This window comes from Alteromonas sp. C1M14 (assembly GCF_018860965.1).
In the GTDB taxonomy this organism is placed as follows: domain Bacteria; phylum Pseudomonadota; class Gammaproteobacteria; order Enterobacterales; family Alteromonadaceae; genus Alteromonas.
In genome coordinates this window covers 369,048-389,773 of record NZ_JAHKQF010000015.1, presented here as the reverse complement: position 1 = coordinate 389,773, position 20,726 = coordinate 369,048, and the positions used below count along the sequence as shown (strand labels likewise).

The 20,726-nt window shown below is 41.9% G+C and carries 13 protein-coding genes; 7 read left to right on the top strand and 6 right to left on the bottom strand.

All coding sequences use genetic code 11. The features are described from left to right. Window positions 1–88: 88 nt before the first annotated feature. From KO501_RS14125 to KO501_RS14100, 6 genes are all read right to left on the bottom strand, one after another. Window positions 89–2,131: an AIPR family protein gene (locus tag KO501_RS14125; RefSeq protein ID WP_216030310.1), complete on the bottom strand. Its 2,043-nt coding sequence runs from the start codon at window positions 2,129–2,131 to the stop codon at window positions 89–91. Next, a complete protein-coding gene (locus tag KO501_RS14120) occupies window positions 2,128–3,081 on the bottom strand; it encodes a PD-(D/E)XK motif protein (protein WP_216030309.1) in 954 nt (317 codons plus the stop codon). The genes KO501_RS14125 and KO501_RS14120 overlap by 4 nt, the downstream gene beginning before the upstream one ends. Beyond that, window positions 3,074–5,752, bottom strand: a complete 2,679-nt coding sequence (locus tag KO501_RS14115) for a Z1 domain-containing protein (protein WP_216030308.1) — start codon at window positions 5,750–5,752, stop codon at window positions 3,074–3,076. Before KO501_RS14115 ends, KO501_RS14120 begins: the two co-directional genes overlap by 8 nt. Next, the gene (locus tag KO501_RS14110; RefSeq protein ID WP_216030307.1) at window positions 5,749–7,179 is read right to left on the bottom strand and encodes an ATP-binding protein; all 1,431 of its coding nucleotides are present in this window, start codon (window positions 7,177–7,179) and stop codon (window positions 5,749–5,751) included. Before KO501_RS14110 ends, KO501_RS14115 begins: the two co-directional genes overlap by 4 nt. A gap of 299 nt (window positions 7,180–7,478) precedes the next feature. Beyond that, window positions 7,479–8,393 carry a restriction endonuclease gene (locus tag KO501_RS14105; RefSeq protein ID WP_216030306.1) on the bottom strand — a complete coding sequence of 305 codons (915 nt, stop codon included), beginning with the start codon at window positions 8,391–8,393 and terminating at the stop codon, window positions 7,479–7,481. 9 nt (window positions 8,394–8,402) lie between these two features. After that, window positions 8,403–8,576 carry a helix-turn-helix domain-containing protein gene (locus KO501_RS14100; RefSeq protein WP_216030305.1) on the bottom strand — a complete coding sequence of 58 codons (174 nt, stop codon included), beginning with the start codon at window positions 8,574–8,576 and terminating at the stop codon, window positions 8,403–8,405. A 390-nt stretch (window positions 8,577–8,966) separates the two neighbouring features. Between KO501_RS14100 and KO501_RS14095 the strand changes: the two genes are divergently transcribed. From KO501_RS14095 to KO501_RS14065, 7 genes are all read left to right on the top strand, one after another. After that, on the top strand, window positions 8,967–11,057 hold the full coding sequence (locus KO501_RS14095; protein WP_216030304.1) for a TonB-dependent siderophore receptor: 2,091 nt from the start codon (window positions 8,967–8,969) through the stop codon (window positions 11,055–11,057). Between the two features lie 316 nt (window positions 11,058–11,373). Continuing rightward, complete coding sequence (locus KO501_RS14090; RefSeq protein ID WP_216030303.1) at window positions 11,374–11,763, top strand: hypothetical protein; 390 nt, start codon at window positions 11,374–11,376, stop codon at window positions 11,761–11,763. 251 nt (window positions 11,764–12,014) lie between these two features. Next, entirely contained in the window at window positions 12,015–13,895 is a 1,881-nt protein-coding gene (locus KO501_RS14085; protein ID WP_216030302.1) for a sigma 54-interacting transcriptional regulator, read from the top strand. Window positions 13,896–13,910: 15 nt separating this feature from the next. Continuing rightward, entirely contained in the window at window positions 13,911–16,487 is a 2,577-nt protein-coding gene (locus tag KO501_RS14080; protein WP_216030301.1) for a TonB-dependent receptor, read from the top strand. 41 nt (window positions 16,488–16,528) lie between these two features. Next, window positions 16,529–17,728: a CoA transferase gene (locus KO501_RS14075; protein ID WP_216030300.1), complete on the top strand. Its 1,200-nt coding sequence runs from the start codon at window positions 16,529–16,531 to the stop codon at window positions 17,726–17,728. Beyond that, window positions 17,728–18,648 carry a hydroxymethylglutaryl-CoA lyase gene (locus KO501_RS14070; RefSeq protein WP_216030299.1) on the top strand — a complete coding sequence of 307 codons (921 nt, stop codon included), beginning with the start codon at window positions 17,728–17,730 and terminating at the stop codon, window positions 18,646–18,648. The genes KO501_RS14075 and KO501_RS14070 overlap by 1 nt, the downstream gene beginning before the upstream one ends. Further along, window positions 18,645–20,726, top strand: coding sequence for a hydantoinase/oxoprolinase family protein (locus KO501_RS14065; RefSeq protein WP_216030298.1), 2,082 nt, complete (start codon window positions 18,645–18,647; stop codon window positions 20,724–20,726). Before KO501_RS14070 ends, KO501_RS14065 begins: the two co-directional genes overlap by 4 nt.

Sequence of the window (20,726 nt, the reverse complement as noted above, 5' to 3'; positions counted from 1 at the left end):
TTAACTATCACAACTCAAATTAGCAATATTTAGACTTCAAGTCACAAGAACTTAGAAAATCTTATAAGAATATTAGAGCGGATAGAAATTAAATATAAAACCCTTCTTCAAATGCCTTTTTTTCTATATCTAATAAGGACAGGCATTGCTTCTCAGTAGGAATTTTAGACGGTATGGAAGCAGCTATGTCTAATATGCTCTTTTCTTTATGGCTTAGAGCAAATGACGACTTGTTCCACTCTATGATTTGTTTCCAGTACATGCTGCTTTTGTCGAAAACGTATTTTTGAGCTTCAATACCATTGTCGATGGACTGAATCGCTACAGCATCTTTTCTTTGTTCCTTTGCTTCATTAGGGTCTATGAGGAATTGTTCAACATCTCCGTTCAATATAGCTGATGATTTAACAACATTTTTCCAACAATCTTCCTTTTTACACCATTCACCTATATTGGTCACATGAGTTGGTGTGCTTTTTATTACATCGTTCACGACCTCAGCAATCTCCAATAAGTTCCGTAATAGCTCTTCCGGAAGCTTTTGCAGCCTCCATACTGAGATTAGATCAAGCTGTTTATTAGCTCTATCTGTTAAATCACGGAACTTCGCAATAGTATAAGTAACTATATTAGCCTTATAACCGCCATACCAGTCTTGCTTCATGATATTACGGTCTAAATTTTTAAATATTATGGCTTTTGCAATAGACTCTTTAAAAAACATCTCGTTAAATTGAGCTTCACTTTTTTCCCATTGACTGGTCATCGAATCAGCAAACTTACCAAAGTTTTTCTGGGCTCCCAAACTTACTATGTATGGTACTTTATCCCACGAGTTATAGAACTTTGCGAGGTCTGTCTTCGTTATCATCTGGTTCTTAGGGTTAATTTTCTCAAATTTTTTCTGCTCAGCTGGCGTGAGTTTCGTTTTTGCGGTCATATACTGGCCTCGAGCGCGTTCGTAGAACCAATGTGTTTCTTGAAGCCCGCCGTCAATAGATGATGCCCAAACTCTCCTTGATAATTCTTCAAAGCGCCAATGAAACGGACTATTTGAAAAGAAGTCTGCGGCGTTGACCTTGTTTTGAGTATTTGCATACTCAGATATCTTTGGAACAATATCTTCGACGTTTTCCGGCGGGACTATGGTAAGTTTTACTTGAATGAAAACTTGGGATAAATCGGCCTTTTCTTTTTTCAAAGTGTTATAGACTGCGGCTGTGGTCTGCCCACCGTTAACTATTTGTAGGTTTTTTAGTTTTGAAATTAATGAAATACCGCTCTTTTCTATAGTTTCTATTTCTTCTGCGGTTGCGGTTAGCCCATTATTGAACGCAAAAAACATATTTGGCTCATTAATGATAGTGTTTCTCATTCCCTTATTAACTTTCCCTTTAAATTGCAAAAAGGTTCTAACGTTTTGCTCCAAAAGCCTCTCAGTGTACTTGTCGTACAATTTTGATAACAGGTCACCCGGTAAAGCCAACAAATATGATTGAAATTTGTCAGATTCAGAGAATGCTTTTAAGCAAGGTAGACATTTTCCGAATTCATTAGCAAAATCTATCTCTATTGCTTCCTTTCCTAAGTTAGAGGAATCGAGCCGGTAGATTCTTTCGATGTCCCAAATATCGAACGCTACATTTAGTTCGCTTACTTGAGTCGCAGGTATGCTCTTAATCGATTTACTAATTTCAGTGTTAGTAATGATTATTACTTTGACACCAGATATTGTCGAAGACTTCAGAGAAATATTTCTCACGAGAGGATAGACTAGATCACTTTCTTCCATCGACTCCATAAATGAGATATCTAAGCAACGCTCGAAAAAGCGAACGGGCCTCTTGGAAATTTGTAAAGCTAAAGAGGTAGTTAACCTCTCTAATTGATCACCATAATGTGAAACTATAAGAGTTAGTGTTCCATTATCATTGTTATGATGCCAAGCATCTACTTTTAAACCTAATGTTTCTTTTTTATAGCTACAAACTGAATAGTTCTCTATGACAGCCTGTTCAACCAAATAGTCACAAATTTTTTCTACGAAGACAGGCTCATTGAATTTGCTGTCTACTTCCGCTTCGCTGTAGATATCTTGCATAAATTTCGTGTAAAAGTTACTGAGGCTCATATGTCTTCCATCCATGATTCATCCGTTAAAAAAGGTTCGCAAGCTATTAACTCAAGATCAAACGTTATATTGGATAAGCCACTAGGAATATCAGAAAGATTCAGTCGGGGAAAACCGTCCTTTACCTCATAAAACTTTTTAGATGAAACAATGTAGCAGTACGAGAAATACTCATCACTGTAGGTGTATCCTATTTCAAGCAATATATCTTGAAGTCTTTCTAATTGTTGTGTGTAGCCGGCGGTGATTAATTTTTGCTGAATTTTTGAAATTAAAAAGGGCAAAGTGATAGCATTAGATGCTTCTGGTTCGGTCCTTCCTAAAGTAACGACAAATAGAAATAGCCTACCCAGTTGACCGCAAAGTTGCTGAGGAGAAGAAATCCTTACCTTTGGTGAAGAAGTTCCGTCTTGGCACTTCACTTCAATTGCTGTGTTATTAATGCTGAAATCTTGTGTACTGCCTTCTGGTCCAGTCCAAAATTCAATAGCTTTGGCAATGCCGAATTTCGGTGAAACGAAATCTTGTAGATATATTAACTCTCCAATTAATCCTTTGATTTTTCTTTCGCTTAGGAGCTTTTCTCTGTCCTGCTTTAAGAACTCGCGCCACCGTTCAATTCTACGAAATATAACCGAGACAATTGCTGACGGCTCAAGCGCTCTTGTCGCGGAAATTATGTCATTACATAGTGAGAAAAATAATTCCCAGTCACTCGATTTTTTTAACGTCAGAACTAACTGTTTATTATCAGGAATTGAAGTAACTTCAATTCCAAATAGCGCTGGAAACTTTGGGGGGAGTTTGCATTTGTCAGTTAATTTGCAAACAAAAAGGTATTTACCCGCTCTGTCTTTCGCCCAGTAAATATCTAAAGGGTGTTTGTGATCAATGCGACGAGCTGATAGATCTGATTTGGGTGTTTTAATATGTTCCCACGGGTTATTCATCGATTGGTTCCTCTTCATCTAACAGAGTTCCAAACTCCTGATTCCACCATGTAGTGTTAACAACATACTCAACCAAATCCTCTGGCTTGCCAGTTCCAGTTTCCCCGGGAAAACTAATACTCCACGCTACGGCAGAATCGTTTTTGAATACCCTCTCATCATCATTTGTGACGCAGTCTATTAAGTAAAGTGAAAGTAATGGTCGCTCTCTAACTTTTCTGAGATTTTTGCCACTAAGCGATTCCGTGCTCTGAAGATTTTTGAGGATTACTGGTTCGATTCCTGCTCTCTCCCAAGACGGAGAACTAAACCGTCTTTTATTAGATGTTATAGAGTTATTTGTATATTTGACTACTGTCCTTAGCACTGGAGCAATTTTCATCATGTCTGCGAGAATTAGTATTTTTTTCTCATCATGAGGTTTCGAATTGCTGATAAATTGCACATTCCAAGTTGTATTGAGCTTACTGATGAAATCTATTATCGGTTTATGTTCTGTCAAATTTGAACCGGGGTGATTCGAAAAACTCTGGATAAAACGCTTGATATAGCTATCAGGTATATGGTTGAACAAGTAATTACTATTTGATGATGGTTCTAGTTGATAGTTAGCCAGTAAACTTTTAGCTAGTGTAAGAAGAGATGTTAAATTATTCTCTATTGCTACTTCTGATGTCGCAAGAACAGTCGTTTCAATATGTCTTCCATGAAGGCTTATTTGACGCAAAACATTGGTGCCTGACCGCATTTTGTTCCTTGCAGTGACTATAAGTGATTCAGGATGGCTCCTAACACATAAACCGAATTCTTCCGGCGTCAATTTTGCATTCTCCATTCTTTTAAATTCATCTCTTAACTCTTCGGTTACATCCGATATGTGCTGATACCAAGATATCGCGTCACTTGGCATATAAAGTCTGCATAAATCTTCATAACCATCACGATACCCAAACCATCGTCCCATCTGCATTAAGGTGTCATACATTTGAGTATTTCTAATGAAGTAACTGACGGTTAGTCCCTCAAGTGTAAGCCCTCTTGATAAACTTAATCCTCCTACAGCGATAATACTCCTTCCATTGGGATACCTTTCTTTACTATAGTCTAGCGGTTCAGAGCTTTTTGATGCATTCACCTCAATTGTTTTGACTGGAGATACAGCTTTTTTTAGATTTTTTTGAATAAGCTCCCAAGAGAATTCAACACTTGTGAACTCTTTGTCAAAAGATTTTTTTAAATCTTTTATAAAGTTGTTTTTGAGTGCGCGGTGAGTATCTAAAGCATAATTGTTTATGATGCTTGTACGCATTTCATTGACGTATTCATGAACCTGCAATTTAACATGACTTTGAATGTCTGTGAAACGACTCACATTGATTAGCATAGAGTTATTCTTAGTTTCCTGATTCCTTAATATTCTAATTGCTCGTACTAATATAAATATTCGTATCGCTTCCTCTAGAGAACGTGGTAGGGCTATGGGATATTCGTCTTTTTTATGAGATGCGGGAATCAAATCTTCAAAGTCGTTAATCTCCCTAACCATATCCAAATCTGAGTCTGAACTGAATATTCTTTTTGAGCCAACGTAATTAGTTGGGGCATCTAAGCTTATAATGAAGTCTCGTGGAAATAGCTCATCCCCAATCATCTTATCATTGCTATCAGGATCTATAAATATATTTGCAAAGGGTGTTGCTGTGTATCCAAGATACATATTCTGGCGGAACAGTTTTAATAACTCTCTTATTTTACTATTTATTGCGGTAGCATCTTTATCTTCTTTGTTGGTATTTATTGAGGCATGGTCTGCTTCATCATCGATCAGTAAAAATGGGAATTGGCCTAAATCTAGATTATTGTTATTCAACCAATTAATGAGATTTTGGAGTATTGACTTATTTTTCTTAATTACAAGAACGACAGGTTGATTAAAGTTACCAATTCCAGAGCGTATTTGTTGAGCTATAGTGTTCTTAAAGTCATGAACAGTTGTAGTAAATGAAACTGGAACGTTTTCGTGAGAATATTCGCCTACTCCAACCAACCTCTTTTTGAGAGGTATATTATCTAATTGTGTTGAACTATCTACTCCAATAAAACCTTCATCAATTCTTTCTTGAGTTTGGCTCCGTAGCGCACTTAAGATGCCAGCTAGAACGATTATTACTTTGTAACCGGCATCAGCAGCTTTGTTGATAACTCCCGTATAGTTAGCTGTTTTTCCAGATTGCACATGCCCGACCACTAGACCCTTACGGGACCAGTCCCCAGTTTTTTTAGGGTATTCAAGATGGTCCAATATTTTATCTGTAACAAGATCTAGTTGTGTAATAACCTTGGGGGGAAACCCTGAGTTTGTGAGATGTCGTTTGTACCTCTCCCAAAAAAACCAAGATATATCACCCCTATGCTCTTCCAACCAAGGGGTGTAGTCTTCAGCTTCGAACGCAACACCTAGCTCCATGCTTATATCAAACCGCTCCTCCAGTTTTGATGTAATGAAATTCAATTCTTCTGTATTAGTAACACTTAGATTCTGTGCCATCATTTTAACAGCAGCAAAAATTTGCTCACGAGTGATATTTTCAAGGTTTCTTTCACCTAACTGAACGATTAAAAACTTTTCAGTTAAGTCTTCTATTTGATTTAACTTCGATATATCAGTCATAGTTCAACTTCCATTTGTTCTATTATTTTAGCGGTGGCCTTTTGATTTGATGCCATTGGTTCTATTTGTAAAAGCTTTGAAATTATTTTATCTTTGTCTAAATTTTCAGCCTTAAATAGTGGATAGAACATATTAATGATTCCTTTTAGTTCATCTTCGTCAACCACTGGCTTGTCGATGCTTTCAGGGGAGTTCGCAAAATCGTTAAAATACAAATCAGAGGGAAATGATGCTTCTATCGATTTTAGAATAGCTGAGAGGCTAGTGTTGGACTGAGTATCTAGTTGGTTTGTTATCGACATTATCATCGGATGTTTCCTGTTAATGAGATAACTGACTTTGCCAGAACTAAACGTGCGATGCCAAAAGGGTTCGAGAATCTGGGACTCTAATTTATACCCTTTTTGCTTGAATACTCGCTTCCCAGAATATTCTACTTCAGAAATTATTTGCTTTAACCCTCGTTTTACTGCTTCTGGAGGGCTTGCATTTGATTTTTTAACATCTATTTTCCAAATATGATCTAAAGAGTTTGGAATATCTACGCGAACTCTTATAAGTTTAGTAAGCTCTTCTTTCGGCATAAGCCTAAACCAAGTGCTTTTTATTATTAGGCGTTTATTCCTGTATACGTAAAAGCCCTGATTATGCAGGTAGCCACCGTCTCCTGCATATTTTTCATATTCTTCAGCAGATACTTTTGTGTAGTGAGGTAACACATACGGTTGAACTTGAATCTTTTTAGAATCAACCTGAATAATTTGAGAAGGAAGTTCAATAGTTGCATTGCTGGAAATATTGAATGGATCTTTCGCAATCAAAGGATCGCTATTAATTGAAATTTTTAAAGATTGTTTACCCGGCCCAGCAGCCAAGAACCTATGAAAAATCAACTCTAAATGATTTCTTGAATGGTCAATTAATTCATTTAATTTCTTTTCTCTTACTTTTAAGGAGTCAAAGTCGTCCAAACGGTCTAACTTCCTCCACAGCACAATAGTTCCGCTTTCCTGTTCGTTAAGAGCTGTAATTAAATTTGGAATCTCTTTAATTAGTTCAAGATCTGACTCTTCAAGTATGCTTACCCGCCAACCTTGTTCTGGATTATCCTTTATTACATCCAAATCCCATTCCATAGCGCGGACAGTGCCTTGTTTTTTAGATATGACCGTAAGCTTTCTGCACTGTGAGAATGTCGCCGTTTTCAATCCTAGGCCAAATCGGCCCAAATCATGCGCTTTACGTTCATCAAGAGGATTAAAACTTCCTAACTTCATGGCTAAAAGCAAGGTTTCGTAGGACATGCCACAACCATCATCTTGAATGGCGAGCCAAGGTAAACCATCGTTCCATGAAAAATCGATATTTATTTTCTTTGCTTTGGCAGTGATTGAGTTGTCGATTACATCTGCTAAGGCTGTCTCCATAGAGTAACCAATATCTCGAAGAGACTCTATCAGTGAAGATGGTGACGGACTCAAGTTTTCATATCGCATTATCTAATCCATTTATTTGCACGTATTGATCAGTATTTTTTATGTATCAATTGTTACCACAGAACAATGGTTTCTGTGATATTTATCAGCTGTCTATAGTGGTCAAGTTATTTTGGTCGCATAGAGGTTATTACGTAATTTATCTGCGGCAGCCCATAGCTTTTGATCAAGCTCTTTTAAAAATTGCTGTCCTATATTTTTTACTTCTAATCCGTTACTTATTTTTAAAATTATATTTCAAAAAATTCTTCGTCTATTTTTTTCAGGTTCAATACCTGTTCGTCTCGGCTGCCGATGTTGTATCGCAGCATAAGCTTGGCTAATCCAGTGCCGTTGATAAGTACAATACGAGTACCTAAAATTTGAGCGGTTTCGATGGCTGATGAAGTGAAATCTGAGGTGGTAATAAATATACCTTTTTGCGCTTTTTTGAGATTTAGCGCTCCAAAAAAGTCTCGGATGTCACCAGCACTTACATTATTGCCTTCGGCATAACGTTTGGCTTGGATATAAATTTGATCAACACCTAATGGATCTTGGTCTATAACACCATCTACACCACTGTCTCCCGTTTTACCTAACGCATGGGCAGCACCTTCGCCTGTACCGCCATAGCCCATGGCGATGAGTAGCTCTATGAGCAAGTCCTCAAAAAAGGCAAGGGTGACTTTACGGGTACTATCGAGAATATCTTGCGCCAAGGCATCGTTAATTCTCTTATACGCTGAACGTAGTGCTTCATCGGATGAGATGTCTTTGTCTGATTCTGACTCAACGCTAGGCGTATCTAATTCATTTGTCTTTTGCTTAAATGAGACAGATTCATCGAATTGCTTAAGGTACTCATTGTTAATTCTAGTGTTAGGATCTTGCAGAGCTGAAATTCCGCGAGCAGTGTTTAAAAAATGCGTGCGTCGTGTGGTTTCAAGCAAACCTGCTTTTGTAAGGTAGGTTTTAGCCCAGCCAACACGGTTATCAAGAATGGATTGTTTGCCGCTTGGTAATTTCTCTTCACGTTCAGCCTCGGATAGACAGAACTTACCAGCTAATTGATTTATCACATCGCGTAACCTAACTTCTTTGCCATTAGCTTGATGAGCAATTTCGAGAAAGGGGCGCATGAATTCTTGATAACTAAGGATCATATAACGGCCTTATTTTTGTTTTTGTTCTTCAATCGACTTTTCCAAATCTACACGCTTAAAGCACCAACTTCCACCTCCCTTAAAAGCAGGCAATTTAACTTCACTTACAAGTCGATATGCAGTCTTTTTATTTAGCTTTAGATAGGTGGCGACCTCTTGAATGATCAAAATATCATCGGCCATGGTTAATCTCTGTATGTGAACAAATTGATAGTATGAGAAAATTAAGGGGTTAGCAATTGAACGCAAGCGATCTAAATTGGCTTTCTGCTGATTTTATGAGCGATTAAAAAATTTTCAGCTAATTTGGATATGTCTTAAAAATACCTAATATCCATACCTTGTAAGTCAACAGCAACCACTGTCGTAATCACTCAACACAGCCATATTCATGGTGAAAATCTAAACTAAACAGCAATGCTTATCATTTGCATATGTGTTGGTGGTGGCGTAATATGCCCAGCACCTAGCTGATACGGGTATCTGTGTACCTAATGTCTTGCTACCACTACATAACACTCAACAAACCTTCGATGGTCGAAACGCGAAGTACATACAAAAGGTTGTTCAATAATGAAACTCAAATTCACATTGTCTGCATTAATGTTAGCGATGGGTTTTCACGCTGCCGCTCAAGAAAACGACGTCGTTGACGACGCCCAAGTTAGCGAGGATGACGTAGAGCAAATCCTCATTCTTGGCGTTCGCTCCGAGCGCTATAGCCGTGGGGCCACAGGTTTAACCATGGAGTTAAACGAAACACCCCAATCGATTAGCATAATTACCAGTGAACAATTGCAAAATTATGCAGCCTTTAATTTAAACGATGCGTTAAAAATGGCCCCAGGTTTAAATGTAGAAGAGTGGGAGACAAACCGTACCAATTACACCTCCCGTGGCTTTGAAATTAGAAATACGCAAATCGATGGTATTGGTATGCCAAATAGTTGGGGAATTGTCACCGGCGCACAAGATGCCTACGGCTATGAAGAAATTGAAGTGATTCGGGGTGCCAACGGCTTATTAACCGGCGTGGGTAACTCTGCCGGTACTATTAACTATGTGCGCAAACGCCCAACCAATGATACTCAAGGTGAAATCAATATCGCGGGGGGCTCCTTCGACTTTAAACGCATAGAGGCTGATTACTCCACCTTGCTAACCGACGATGGTAAGTGGGCCGGTCGCGTTATGGTTGCCGCCGAAGACAAAGGATCCTATCTAGACGGTTTAGAAAACGATCGCGTTTTTGTGTATGGCGTTGTTGACGGCCAAATTACCGATAACTCCATTTTGACCATGGGAGTGTCGTATCAAGATGCCAACACCGATGGCAATATGTGGGGAGCTTTGGTGTACAACTACACCGATGGCACCCAGGCTGAATGGGACGTGAGTGCCACCACGGCACAAGAATGGACCATGTGGGATACGATCAACACCACGGCCTTTGTCGAGTACGCCTATACTTTTGACAACAACTGGGAAGTAAAAGCCACCTACAATGTGCGTAATTTCGAAGACAAAAGTAAACTGTTTTACGTTTACGGTACCATAGACAAAGACACCGGTTTAGGCTTGTACGGTTACCCTGGGCGCTACGGCTCAGATTTTGATTCTGACCTAATCGATATCACAGCAATGGGCGAATTTACCCTCTTTGGCAACACTCACGAAGCGGTGTTCGGGATCAGCTCGTCGCGCAGTACAGATATTGGTACTTCCTATCCCGTAGCTGAAGAATCTTATGCTATCTATGGTTTAACCCCAGCGTTTCCTTATGCGCTTGACGCAATTGATGAACCAGTATGGTCAGAAAAAAGCAAATACTCTGATATCGACGTTACCCTTAACCGCTACTACGGCTCTACTCGTCTTAACCTCAGCGATAATTTATTAATGGTCGTGGGCTTCAATGCCATCAAATATACTCGCGAAGGCACCGCAAGCGGTGTAGAAATCGATAACGACGAAAGTGAAATTAGCCCGTATATCGGTGCCACATGGTCTATCACCGATAACGTAAACGGCTATGTTAGTTACTCAAATATTTATCAGCCGCAAGAAGAGTACAATTACGACGGTTACTTTATTGATCCTACCAAGGGCGTAAATACCGAAATCGGCGTAAAAGCCAGCTGGTTAGACAAAAAGCTTGTTACCACCTTTGCACTTTATGCCGCCGAGCAAGATGGACTTGCCGAATACGCCGGCGTAAACCTCGACACCGGTAACTATTATTACACGGGTACTAACGTGCAATCAGAAGGCTTTGAAGTAGAAGTCGTCGGCAATGTTACTGACGCACTCACTGTACACTTTGCCTACGCTAGGGTCGATGTAGAAGACGACGACGGTGCCGACACTAATTTGTGGGCCCCTAGAAATGTGGTAAATCTCATTGCCGACTACAAAATAAATGAAGATCTAAGCATGGGAATGTCGGCAAAATGGCGTTCTGAAACGGAAAATACCACCAGTAATGTAAAACAAGGCGCTTATTTACTGGCCAATGCCTTTGTTAATTGGCAGATTTCCGATGCATTAAGTGCACAGGTTAACGTTAACAATATTACCGATGAGAAATACATCACTAGCTTGAGTACGGTAGGTTATTACGGTGCGCCAAGAAACGCGAAAGTGAGCCTTTCTTACACATTTTAACGGGCCAAAGGCCTGCTAAATAAGTGGCATCTGCTGCACTTGCTATACAAGCCTTTTAGCAGGGCAATATTACTTCCTATAAACAGCGCTGTGAGCATATCCAGCGCTGTTTTTTTTTGCCATATTGCATGGGTAGTCGTACTAATTTTAGTACAACTACTGCTTTAAACACCGGTTTGCCTGATTAGACTTATTATTATTAGATGTAATAAACGCATTTCGGTTACCCGCTTGAGTCAATAGCAAAAAAGAAGGTGGGCACAATACTAAAATGACAACAATTTCTCTATATCAAATAACGTAGGAGCGCTTCTCTATGGTAAAAAACATACATCACATTAACTTTCTAGTCAGAGAGTTAGATAAAGCAGTAGCGGCATTCGCTAAAGTCACCGATAGCCAACCTATATTTGAGCCGCTCTCTAGTCGTGGGGCTAATTCGGCGCGTTTCCAATTAGGCGATACTTGGCTTGTATTTGTCAGTCCAACCGATAAAAACGGCATTATCGCGTCTATTTTAGAAGAGAAAGGAGAGGGAGTTTTTCTTATTTCATTTGGTACTGACGATCTTTCAAAAACACTCGATGGATTAGCGGGAAACCCTCGTAATGGACAAATGCGTAAAGGGTTGGCTAACTGGCATGTGCAAGATATTTCATTAGATTATGATTTCGGTCCAATACTGCAACTTTGTGAAGAGCATTAATATTTATACCCACACTAACATTTGAACTCACATTAATATTTCATATTGAAATTTATTTATTTCATTTTGAAATATTAATGCTGGTTATTATCTCATCGATATGCCTACACTGGGAGCTTGATTATTATACAGCCCCCGTGAAACCTACCGCACACTGTTTTTTTATTAAGTTGGCACAACTGGTGCAATAGCCAGTGTAACTATAATAAAAATTCACGTTACTTCATGGGGCAACCTATTGGAGAAATGTGATGGAAAACAACAACGTGAAATCGGTAAGATTGGCGCAACCTCAACTTCGTATCCTTATCGTTGGCTATAACGAATTTAGCCAGCTGGTGGGCAGCGTGCTACCTGAATACGTTGGTGAAGCGCAATTTAAGATTGTAGATTCTATCGTTGGAAGTACGAAAGAAATTCAACAGCATATTTCAGAATTTGACCCTGATGTAATAGTCAGCGCAGGTTCAAATGCGCGATACCTGCAATCTGCGTTATCTATTCCTGTGGTATCGATGCAGACAACTGAATGGGACGTATTCGAAGCGGTTGAAAAAGCCTCTAAGGTCTCAAAGTCAATTCACATCATTTCTTTTGCCCAAGCATCGTGCGCTGCAAAATTTGCCGATTCCCACCTTAATATCGATATTGTAGAGTCGATTTACTTAACGGCCGATCAAGCAAGAGAGCAATTTCACATTGCCAGCCAATCTAAAGGCATAGCAGTAGTGGGCGCTAGCTTGGTATGTGGTTTAGCGAATAGCAAAGGCATTCCTTCGTTCTTAATTTATACAGAACGTTCTTGTAGAAAAACCCTTCAAAGCGCCATTGACGAGGCTAAGCAAGCCCGTTTGTTAGCCAAAGAACAAGCGTTGGTATCGTGGTTACTTACTAAGTCTCAAACGCCCATCATTATGGTAGATGAGAGCGATGATGCCTTAACCCTTAATAGCGCTGCCAAGCATCACTTAAATCTAAGCACAAATGCAGAAGTCGATTTAGATGCCCTTATTCACCCAAGTGCTGGAAAACGCGAAACCGATGGCGAATGCGAAATTAACGGCGAGGAATGGTGGTTTCATTTAGACACGTTATCAGAAGGCAGTAACAGTAAATTTGTTTACCAACTTTACCGGAAAAAACTTAAAAAAACGCCTTCGAAGCAAGCGGCATCGCCTCGCCACGATCTAGTCTACCAATCTAACGAGATTGAAGCTGTGTTACAGCAGGTAAAGGCGTTTTCAACATCGCCAAGTAACGTATTGCTGTTTGGAGAGTCGGGTACGGGGAAGGAGTTAGTTGCCAGACAAATACATCATCAAGGGCCTTATGCAAGTGGCAAGTTTGTTGCCCTTAACTGCAGCGCTATCCCATCTGAATTGTTTGAAGGTGAATTGTTCGGACATCAAGATGGTGCGTATACAGGCTCAAAACGAGGTGGCCGCAAAGGATTAATAGAGGAAGCCGAGAACGGCGCCCTTTTTCTCGATGAAATTAGCGAACTGGCCCTCGATCAACAGGCTAAGTTGCTAAGGTTTCTACAAGAAAGAAGCTACCGTCCTTTGGGGGGAAACCAAGAGCGAGAAGTTGATTTGAAACTGATCGCCGCTTCAAACCGTTCGTTATCTGAAATGGTCAATGAAGGCGCGTTTCGTGAAGATCTCTACTATCGACTCAATGTATTCAATATCTCTATTCCTCCTTTGCGCGAGCGCCCCGTCGATATTCTTCACATTGCCGCGCACAAGCTTGAAAAGCTACTAAATCGTTATGGGGTTTCACACAGCCCTTCAGCCATTCTTGAACATCTCAACGACAGTTTAACTGCGCACAACTGGCCGGGAAATATACGCGAGTTAGAAAACGTGTTAGAGCGCGTGGTGGCTTATCTTCATACCGTAAACGACCTTGGTCGATTGCAAACAGCATTACCTCAAATTGCGCCAGAGTTAAGCGGGGGGCGTCAGCCTATTTTGCCCGACAAAGGAATAATAAAAATAAAAGAAAATGAACTCATTCTAGCCGCATTGGCGCGATGGAAGGGTGATAAACGTAAAGCAGCTCAGGACTTAGGAATTAGCCAAACCACATTGTGGCGAAGGTTAAAAACATTAAATCACAACAATAATTAGTGTTCGGAGATAGTCATGGAAACCACCGGAAAAACATATTTAGCATTGCAAGTGTCGCTTGGATTAACCATAGGAATTTCAGCCGCTCCTGCTTTTGCACAAGAAGAAAAGCAGATAACGTCTGACCCCGTCGAAATTATTAGTATTTCACGAAAGCGCCCTGAAAGTATTCAGGAAGTTCCGATTGCAGTAACGGCGTTGTCGGCAAGGGAATTAGAGGCTGCGGGGGTAGATCGTCCTTCCGATTTTATTAGTCTAATTCCAAACGTAAGTATTGTTGATTCGGCCAACGTAGGTGATACGCAGGTAAATATCCGGGGAATTACTTCTACACGCGATGCAGAGTCTACGTTTGCGTATGTCGTGGATGGGGTATTGCAGACTAACCCGAATAGTTTTAACGGAGACCTGACCGACATAGCCCAAATTGAAGTCTTAAAAGGGCCGCAAGGGGCGCTATATGGCAGAAATGCGGTTGCCGGTGCCATTCTGATAACAACAGAAAAGCCCTCAGACGTGGTGGAAGCCAGAATTGAAGGTGGCTTTGGTAATAACAATTCACAGAAGTATTCAGGAATGCTTACTGGGCCACTTGCTGACAATGTATTTGGGCGCATTGTGGTTGCACATTCAACCACTGATGGCTTTTATGAAAATGTATATCTTGGGCGTGATGACGCGGTAGATTACTTAGAAGATACGTCGGTTAGAGGGCGGCTTATTTGGGAAGCGTCAGATGCCCTTACTTACGATCTTCGCGGCTCGTACAGCGAGGCGAAAGGCGGTGCAATAAATTTCAATGCTGTGTTTGGACTTCCTAGTTTTGTAGAAGATTTTGGACAAGATGCATTTTTCGAAGATGTAAATGATCATGAGTTTATTTTTGCTTTCAATGTACCTGGTGAAAATGAACAAAAGACCACAGAGCTTTCGTTGAAAGCCGATTGGCGCGGCGAGGGATTTGATGTCTCTACCGTGATTGCGTACAACAATTTAGAAGAATATCTGTTATCAGATGGCACAAGCGCTTCATTTTATGGCTATGAACTTACAGAACAATGTCAAACCGATCGTGCCACATTAAATAACCTTCCTACCGATTTTGGTGGCGCGGGAAGAAGCGACTTATTTGGCGATTTCCTCTCTCCTTTTGTAGTCCTTCCGCCAGGACAAGATTTTCAAGGCGTATATGGACCTTATACGCCGACTTCGTGTGACGGTTATCAATATCAAGAAAGAAACCAGCAAGATTACAGCGGAGAAATTAGATTTACATCGAACGACACAGATTCGCCCTTGCAATGGATAGCGGGTGTCTATTTCGCCAATATAGATAGAGATGTTGTCGTAGCCTATGGTGCTGATTTAGGGCAAGGCTTCTTACGTCAGGCATACGTTCCGGCAGACGGACCTAACCCTACAGACTTACTGTTTGATGATACGTTTTCGACCACGGTGCTATCTACGTTCGGCCAACTTGAGTACGACGTTAACGACAAGTGGGAAGTGTCTTTCGCACTCAGGTATGACAACGAGTCGCGAGAAGTGTCAAACAATGTACCCAATGTATCTGCCTCTGGCTTTAATGTGAATACCATTGTCGACGGTGTAGTAGGGCCTATCAACCCCGCATTTACGGACAATCCTGATGGTATTCCCGATCGTGATCAAAGCTATAGTCAGTGGCAGCCAAAGCTAACTGTTAGTTACGAAGCGAGCGATGCCATAAACCTTTATGCCAGTTATGGCGTTGGTTTTAGAAGTGGTGGGTTTAATTCTATTGGCACTGAAGCCACCTTAGATTTTTGGTTCAATGCAAGTGGAAACGGTACACCCGGTGATGCGGTTGACGCTCAACTTATCGTACCCGATAACTATGATAAAGAAATTACCACAAGTATTGAATTTGGTGGCAAGGGAACGTTTTTAGACAACCGATTAAAAGTGAATAGTGCGGTGTTCCACACCAAAGTTGAAGACAATCAGTTCTTTGAGTTCTTCGCTGGCCCGTTTGGCTTATTAAGAGCGGTTACCACCATTGATGAGTTAGAAATTCAAGGCTTTGAAATGGACGTGAATTACCGGGTTAACGACAACCTCACTGTCTTCGGAGGAATGGGGCTTATTGATAGTGAAATCATTGAGAACAAAAATAGACCACTTTCAGAAGGTAATGAAGCGCCACAAACTCCCAAATCTTCTTACACCCTAGGTATTTCTTACGAGCACGAGATTACCGGTGACTTACTACTTGCCACACGAGTTGATTATCAATATGTAGGGGAAACCAATTTCCACACGCTACAAGGTGAAGAAACGCCGACTATCTGGGATTACTTCGGCACGTTAGGCGGCGGCGTTCCTCCCGGCCCTCACTCGCAAAACTTCACTAATGCTGAGCGTGATGCTTATAACACCATTAACGCTCGCATTTCCATAGAAGGTGAAATGTGGACGGTCGCATTGTGGGGCAAAAACTTAACTAACGAGGCTTATTTGCAAGAGGTGATCCCAGCGCCAGAATTCGGCGGCTCGTTTGTTCACCCCTCGGCACTGCGTTCCTACGGTTTAGAACTTAGCATGAACTTCTAATCACTACGCTTTGAAGATTGAATTTTAATCAGGATGAATTTATGAATAAACCATTGTCAGGCATTACTGTCATTGACCTTACGCATATGCTGTCAGGGCCATACTGCGGCATGATACTCGCCGATTTAGGGGCAGAGACAATTAAAGTAGAGCCATTGCAAGGGGAAGGCACTCGAAAGCTTCTTGCAACCGATCCCGAGAATTCCTTGGACGGTATGGGCGCTTACTTCATTACACTAAACCGAAACAAAAAAAGTGTCTGCATCGATTTAAAATCTGAAGAAGGTTTAAACGTATTCTATGAGTTGGTTAAAAAAGCCGATGTGGTGGTCAACAACTTTGGTGCGGGTGTGCCAACGCGTTTAAAAATCGACTATGAACAGTTAAGTAAAATCAACCCTGAAATAATCACCTGCTCAATAACGGGCTTTGGCAGCAACGGTCCCAAATTCAAACGTCCGGCGTTTGATCAAGTGGCTCAAGCAACTGGTGGCGGTATGTCTATTACAGGCACCGATCCCAATCACCCTGTTCGAGCCGGTATTCCAATTGGCGATTTAGGCGGCGGTATGTTTGCCGTCATGGGAATTCAAGCCGCGCTATTGGAACGGGCAAAAAGTGGTAAAGGACAAGACGTTGATATTTCAATGTTAGATTGTCAGATATCATTGCTTAACTACATGGCAACAATGTACTTTCTGTCAGAGAAAGACCCATTCCCCATTGGCAATTCACACTTTGTTCACGTGCCCTACAACACCTTTAAAACAGCGGATGGTTTTATAGTGATTGCGGTTATCACAGATAACTTTTGGCAGAACTTAAAAACGGTGGTGAAGATAGAGGCATTGGACTTACCCGAATTCGATACCCAGCCAGGCCGGTGGGCAAAGAAAGACTTTATCGACGAAACCCTTAACCAAACACTGCAAACACAAACCTCTGCCTATTGGATTGAAAAGCTAGAAGCGGCGCGTATTCCTTGTGCGCCTGTTAATACCTTTTCTCAAGCCCTTAATGATGAACAAGTGCAACATCGCAATATGGTGGTTGAGCTTACCTCGGGGGATGGCAACAAAACCAAAGGGCCGGGTAATCCTATTAAGTTTTCTCGTACCACAGACGAAGTATTCTCGCCTGCGCCCAAGGTGGGCGAACACACCAAGGATGTGTTGAAAAATTTAGTAGGCATGAGTGACAGTGAGTTAGCCTCTTTATTTGAGAAAAAGGTCGTTCGCTGATGAAAACGAAGGGAAATATCATCATCAACGATGTTGGCCCCAGAGACGGCTTACAGAATCAGAAAAAACACCTAAGTGTGGATGAGCGAGTCGCATTAATAAATGCATTAGTGGCGGCTGGATTACCCGCCATTGAAGTGGGCGCTTTTGTATCGCCCAAAGCGGTTCCGGCTATGGCTGGGACCGATGAGGTGATTAGTCAACTCGAGGCCAAAGATAAGGTGGCGTATTCAGTGCTTATTCCCAACGAAAGAGGGTTTAGCACTGGAGTGGAATTGAATGTACCGCTGATGTCACTGGTAGTTGCTGCCAGTACAACGATGAACGAAAAAAATATTCGTATGACGACGACCCAAGCATTGTCTATGTCATCTGACGTGCTTGCTCTAGCCACACAATTAAATCGTAAGGTGCAAGCTTATGTTGCCACAGCATGGGAATGCCCCTTTGAAGGGCACATCAGCGTGGATGATGTAATTAAAGTGTCAGCAGCCTTATTGGAGGCTGGCGCAGCTCACATTGTGGTGGCCGATACGATTGGTGCGGCATCGCCGGATCAGGTACATGGACTTATGAGCAAAATGGTATCTGAGTTTGGCGCTAACAAATTGTCGTGCCATTTTCATGATACACGGGCAATGGGTGTTGCCAACGTTTACGCCGCAATTGAAGCGGGTATTCGACAATTTGATGCATCCATTGCGGGATTGGGTGGCTGTCCATTTGCACCGGGCGCCACCGGTAATGTAGCGACAGAAGATGTGGTGCTGCTAGTTGAACAAATGGGTTATCGCACAGGCATAGATATGGGCCTATTACTAGCCGCATCGGACAAAGCCAAAGCATTAACAGGTACAGCACGTGGTGGACATGCTAAAACCTGGTTAGAACAACAAGAAAATAAAAGGGGAAGTAAATGAGTTATCGATTAGGGGTTGATGTAGGCGGAACCTTTACCGACCTACTATTAATTAACGAAATATCTGGGGAAACCTTTACAGCAAAAGTGCCTTCTACACCGCACGATTCTTCTGTTGGGGTACTTAACGGCATAGACCGTATTTGTGAAGAGTCAGGTGTTAATGTTGCTGATATCGCTCGTGTTATGCACGGTACTACTGTTGCAACCAATGCGGTATTGACTGGCAAGGGGGCAAGTGTCGCACTGGTCACCACTCAAGGCTACAAACACGTGCTGCAAGTGGCACGTTCATTCTGTCCGGGGGGGCTGGGAGGCTGGGTAAGCTACGTGAAGAAGCCTTTGCTTGCTCCGTTAGAACTCACCATTGAAGCAAGTGAAAGAGTGGGCGCTGATGGAAGTATTGTTAAAGCCCTAGACGAAGAGAAGCTCATGCAAAGCTTACAGGCATTAAAAGATAAAGGTGGGTTTTCCGCACTCACTATCTCTTTTATAAACGCCTATGTGAACGGGGAAAATGAGCGCCAAGCTAAAGCGGTTGCGCAGCGTGTTTTCCCTGATATGCCAATCTCTATTTCTTCTGATGTTGTTCCTGAATTGCAAGAATACGAGCGCACTGAAACCACAGTGGTAAACAGTTATGTTCGCCCTGAAGTCGCCAAATACGTCGATAATTTATATGGCGCACTAACAGAGCGTATGGGCAGCGATATTCATCTGTCTATCTTGCGCTCAGATGGCGGGCTGGCGTCTGCACGTTCAGCTGCAGAAAGCCCCGTTAATTTGCTAATGTCTGGTCCTGCTGGCGGTGTAGCAGGGGCGATCCATTTTTGTAAACAAGGTGGGTTTAACGACATACTCACTTTTGATATGGGCGGCACGTCTACTGACGTTGCACTAATACAAAATGCAACGGCTCGGGTAAGACGAGAAACCCGCGTTGGAGATGTTACGGTTCGAGCACCATCGGTAGACGTAAGAACCGTTGGCGCTGGTGGTGGTTCCATTGCTTTTGTCCCTGAACTGACCAAAGCACTGCGCGTAGGCCCAGAGTCTGCAGGCGCTAAACCGGGCCCAGCGGCTTATATGAAAGGCGGGGTAGAACCAACGGTATGTGATGCCAATGTGGTACTCGGTTACCTTCCTTCAGATGTGCAGCTTGGTGGCAAAATGGCTATCAATCGAGACGCTGCAGTAGCGGCGGTAAAAAAAGTGGCAGACGCCATGGATATTTCGGTTGAAGAAGCGGCAGAAGGTATCATTAAAATAGCTAACGAAGCGATGTTCGGCGCCCTTCGTTTGGTGTCGGTAGAGCAAGGGTTTGACCCAAGAGAGTTTGCCCTTGTCGGTTTTGGTGGGGCTGGCCCATTACACGCCAATGCACTGGGTATTCTAACCCAAGCGTGGCCGGCCATTATTCCTCCTGGTCCTGGCGTATTATGTGCGTATGGTGATGCCACCACACAAGTACGTGACGAGGCCTCCCAAACACTGGTTTCGCTAATCGACAACCTCACCGAGGATGCATTTAAGCATGTACTTAAAGAATTAGCAGAAAAAGCATCTTCTACCTTGCTCGCCGATGGAATTTCAATGGACGAGCAAACGATTACTTATGAAGCGGATGTTCGCTACACCGGACAAGCCTTCCAACTTTGCGTTCCTTTTTCTAAGCAAGACATTGAAGATAATGGTCTTTCTTTACTTAAAAAGCACTTTGATGCTGAACATACACAGCTATTCACCTTTGCGTTAGAAGATGGGCATGAGGTTGTGATGGTTCGTGCGGTTGCCACTGCAAAAAGTAAAGCGCTTCCAACTCCGCCGCCTGTTAACACCAGTTATACCTTGGAAGATTGCATGATAACCGAGAGCCAAATTTATTATGAAGGTCGCTATCATGACGCCATTATTTACGAGCGTAGAAAACTTCACGAAGCGTTATCGGTCAAGGGACCCGCGGTTATTTGTGAAATGGACTCAACGACTGTGGTCCTGCCTGGTTACGTTGCAACTGTTGATGTGGTGGGCAACCTATTACTTAACCCGTTAAGCAACCCTGAATCGACTGGTAAATAA

Bases quoted from the DNA above. Each gene is read 5' to 3' on its own strand.
- KO501_RS14125 (WP_216030310.1), bottom strand. From the start codon at position 2,131: ATGAGCCTCAGTAACTTTTACACGAAATTTATGCAAGATATCTACAGC.
- KO501_RS14120 (WP_216030309.1), bottom strand. From the start codon at position 3,081: ATGAATAACCCGTGGGAACATATTAAAACACCCAAATCAGATCTATCA.
- KO501_RS14115 (WP_216030308.1), bottom strand. From the start codon at position 5,752: ATGACTGATATATCGAAGTTAAATCAAATAGAAGACTTAACTGAAAAG.
- KO501_RS14110 (WP_216030307.1), bottom strand. From the start codon at position 7,179: ATGGAGACAGCCTTAGCAGATGTAATCGACAACTCAATCACTGCCAAA.
- KO501_RS14105 (WP_216030306.1), bottom strand. From the start codon at position 8,393: ATGATCCTTAGTTATCAAGAATTCATGCGCCCCTTTCTCGAAATTGCT.
- KO501_RS14100 (WP_216030305.1), bottom strand. From the start codon at position 8,576: ATGGCCGATGATATTTTGATCATTCAAGAGGTCGCCACCTATCTAAAG.
- KO501_RS14095 (WP_216030304.1), top strand. From the start codon at position 8,967: ATGAAACTCAAATTCACATTGTCTGCATTAATGTTAGCGATGGGTTTT.
- KO501_RS14090 (WP_216030303.1), top strand. From the start codon at position 11,374: ATGGTAAAAAACATACATCACATTAACTTTCTAGTCAGAGAGTTAGAT.
- KO501_RS14085 (WP_216030302.1), top strand. From the start codon at position 12,015: ATGGAAAACAACAACGTGAAATCGGTAAGATTGGCGCAACCTCAACTT.
- KO501_RS14080 (WP_216030301.1), top strand. From the start codon at position 13,911: ATGGAAACCACCGGAAAAACATATTTAGCATTGCAAGTGTCGCTTGGA.
- KO501_RS14075 (WP_216030300.1), top strand. From the start codon at position 16,529: ATGAATAAACCATTGTCAGGCATTACTGTCATTGACCTTACGCATATG.
- KO501_RS14070 (WP_216030299.1), top strand. From the start codon at position 17,728: ATGAAAACGAAGGGAAATATCATCATCAACGATGTTGGCCCCAGAGAC.
- KO501_RS14065 (WP_216030298.1), top strand. From the start codon at position 18,645: ATGAGTTATCGATTAGGGGTTGATGTAGGCGGAACCTTTACCGACCTA.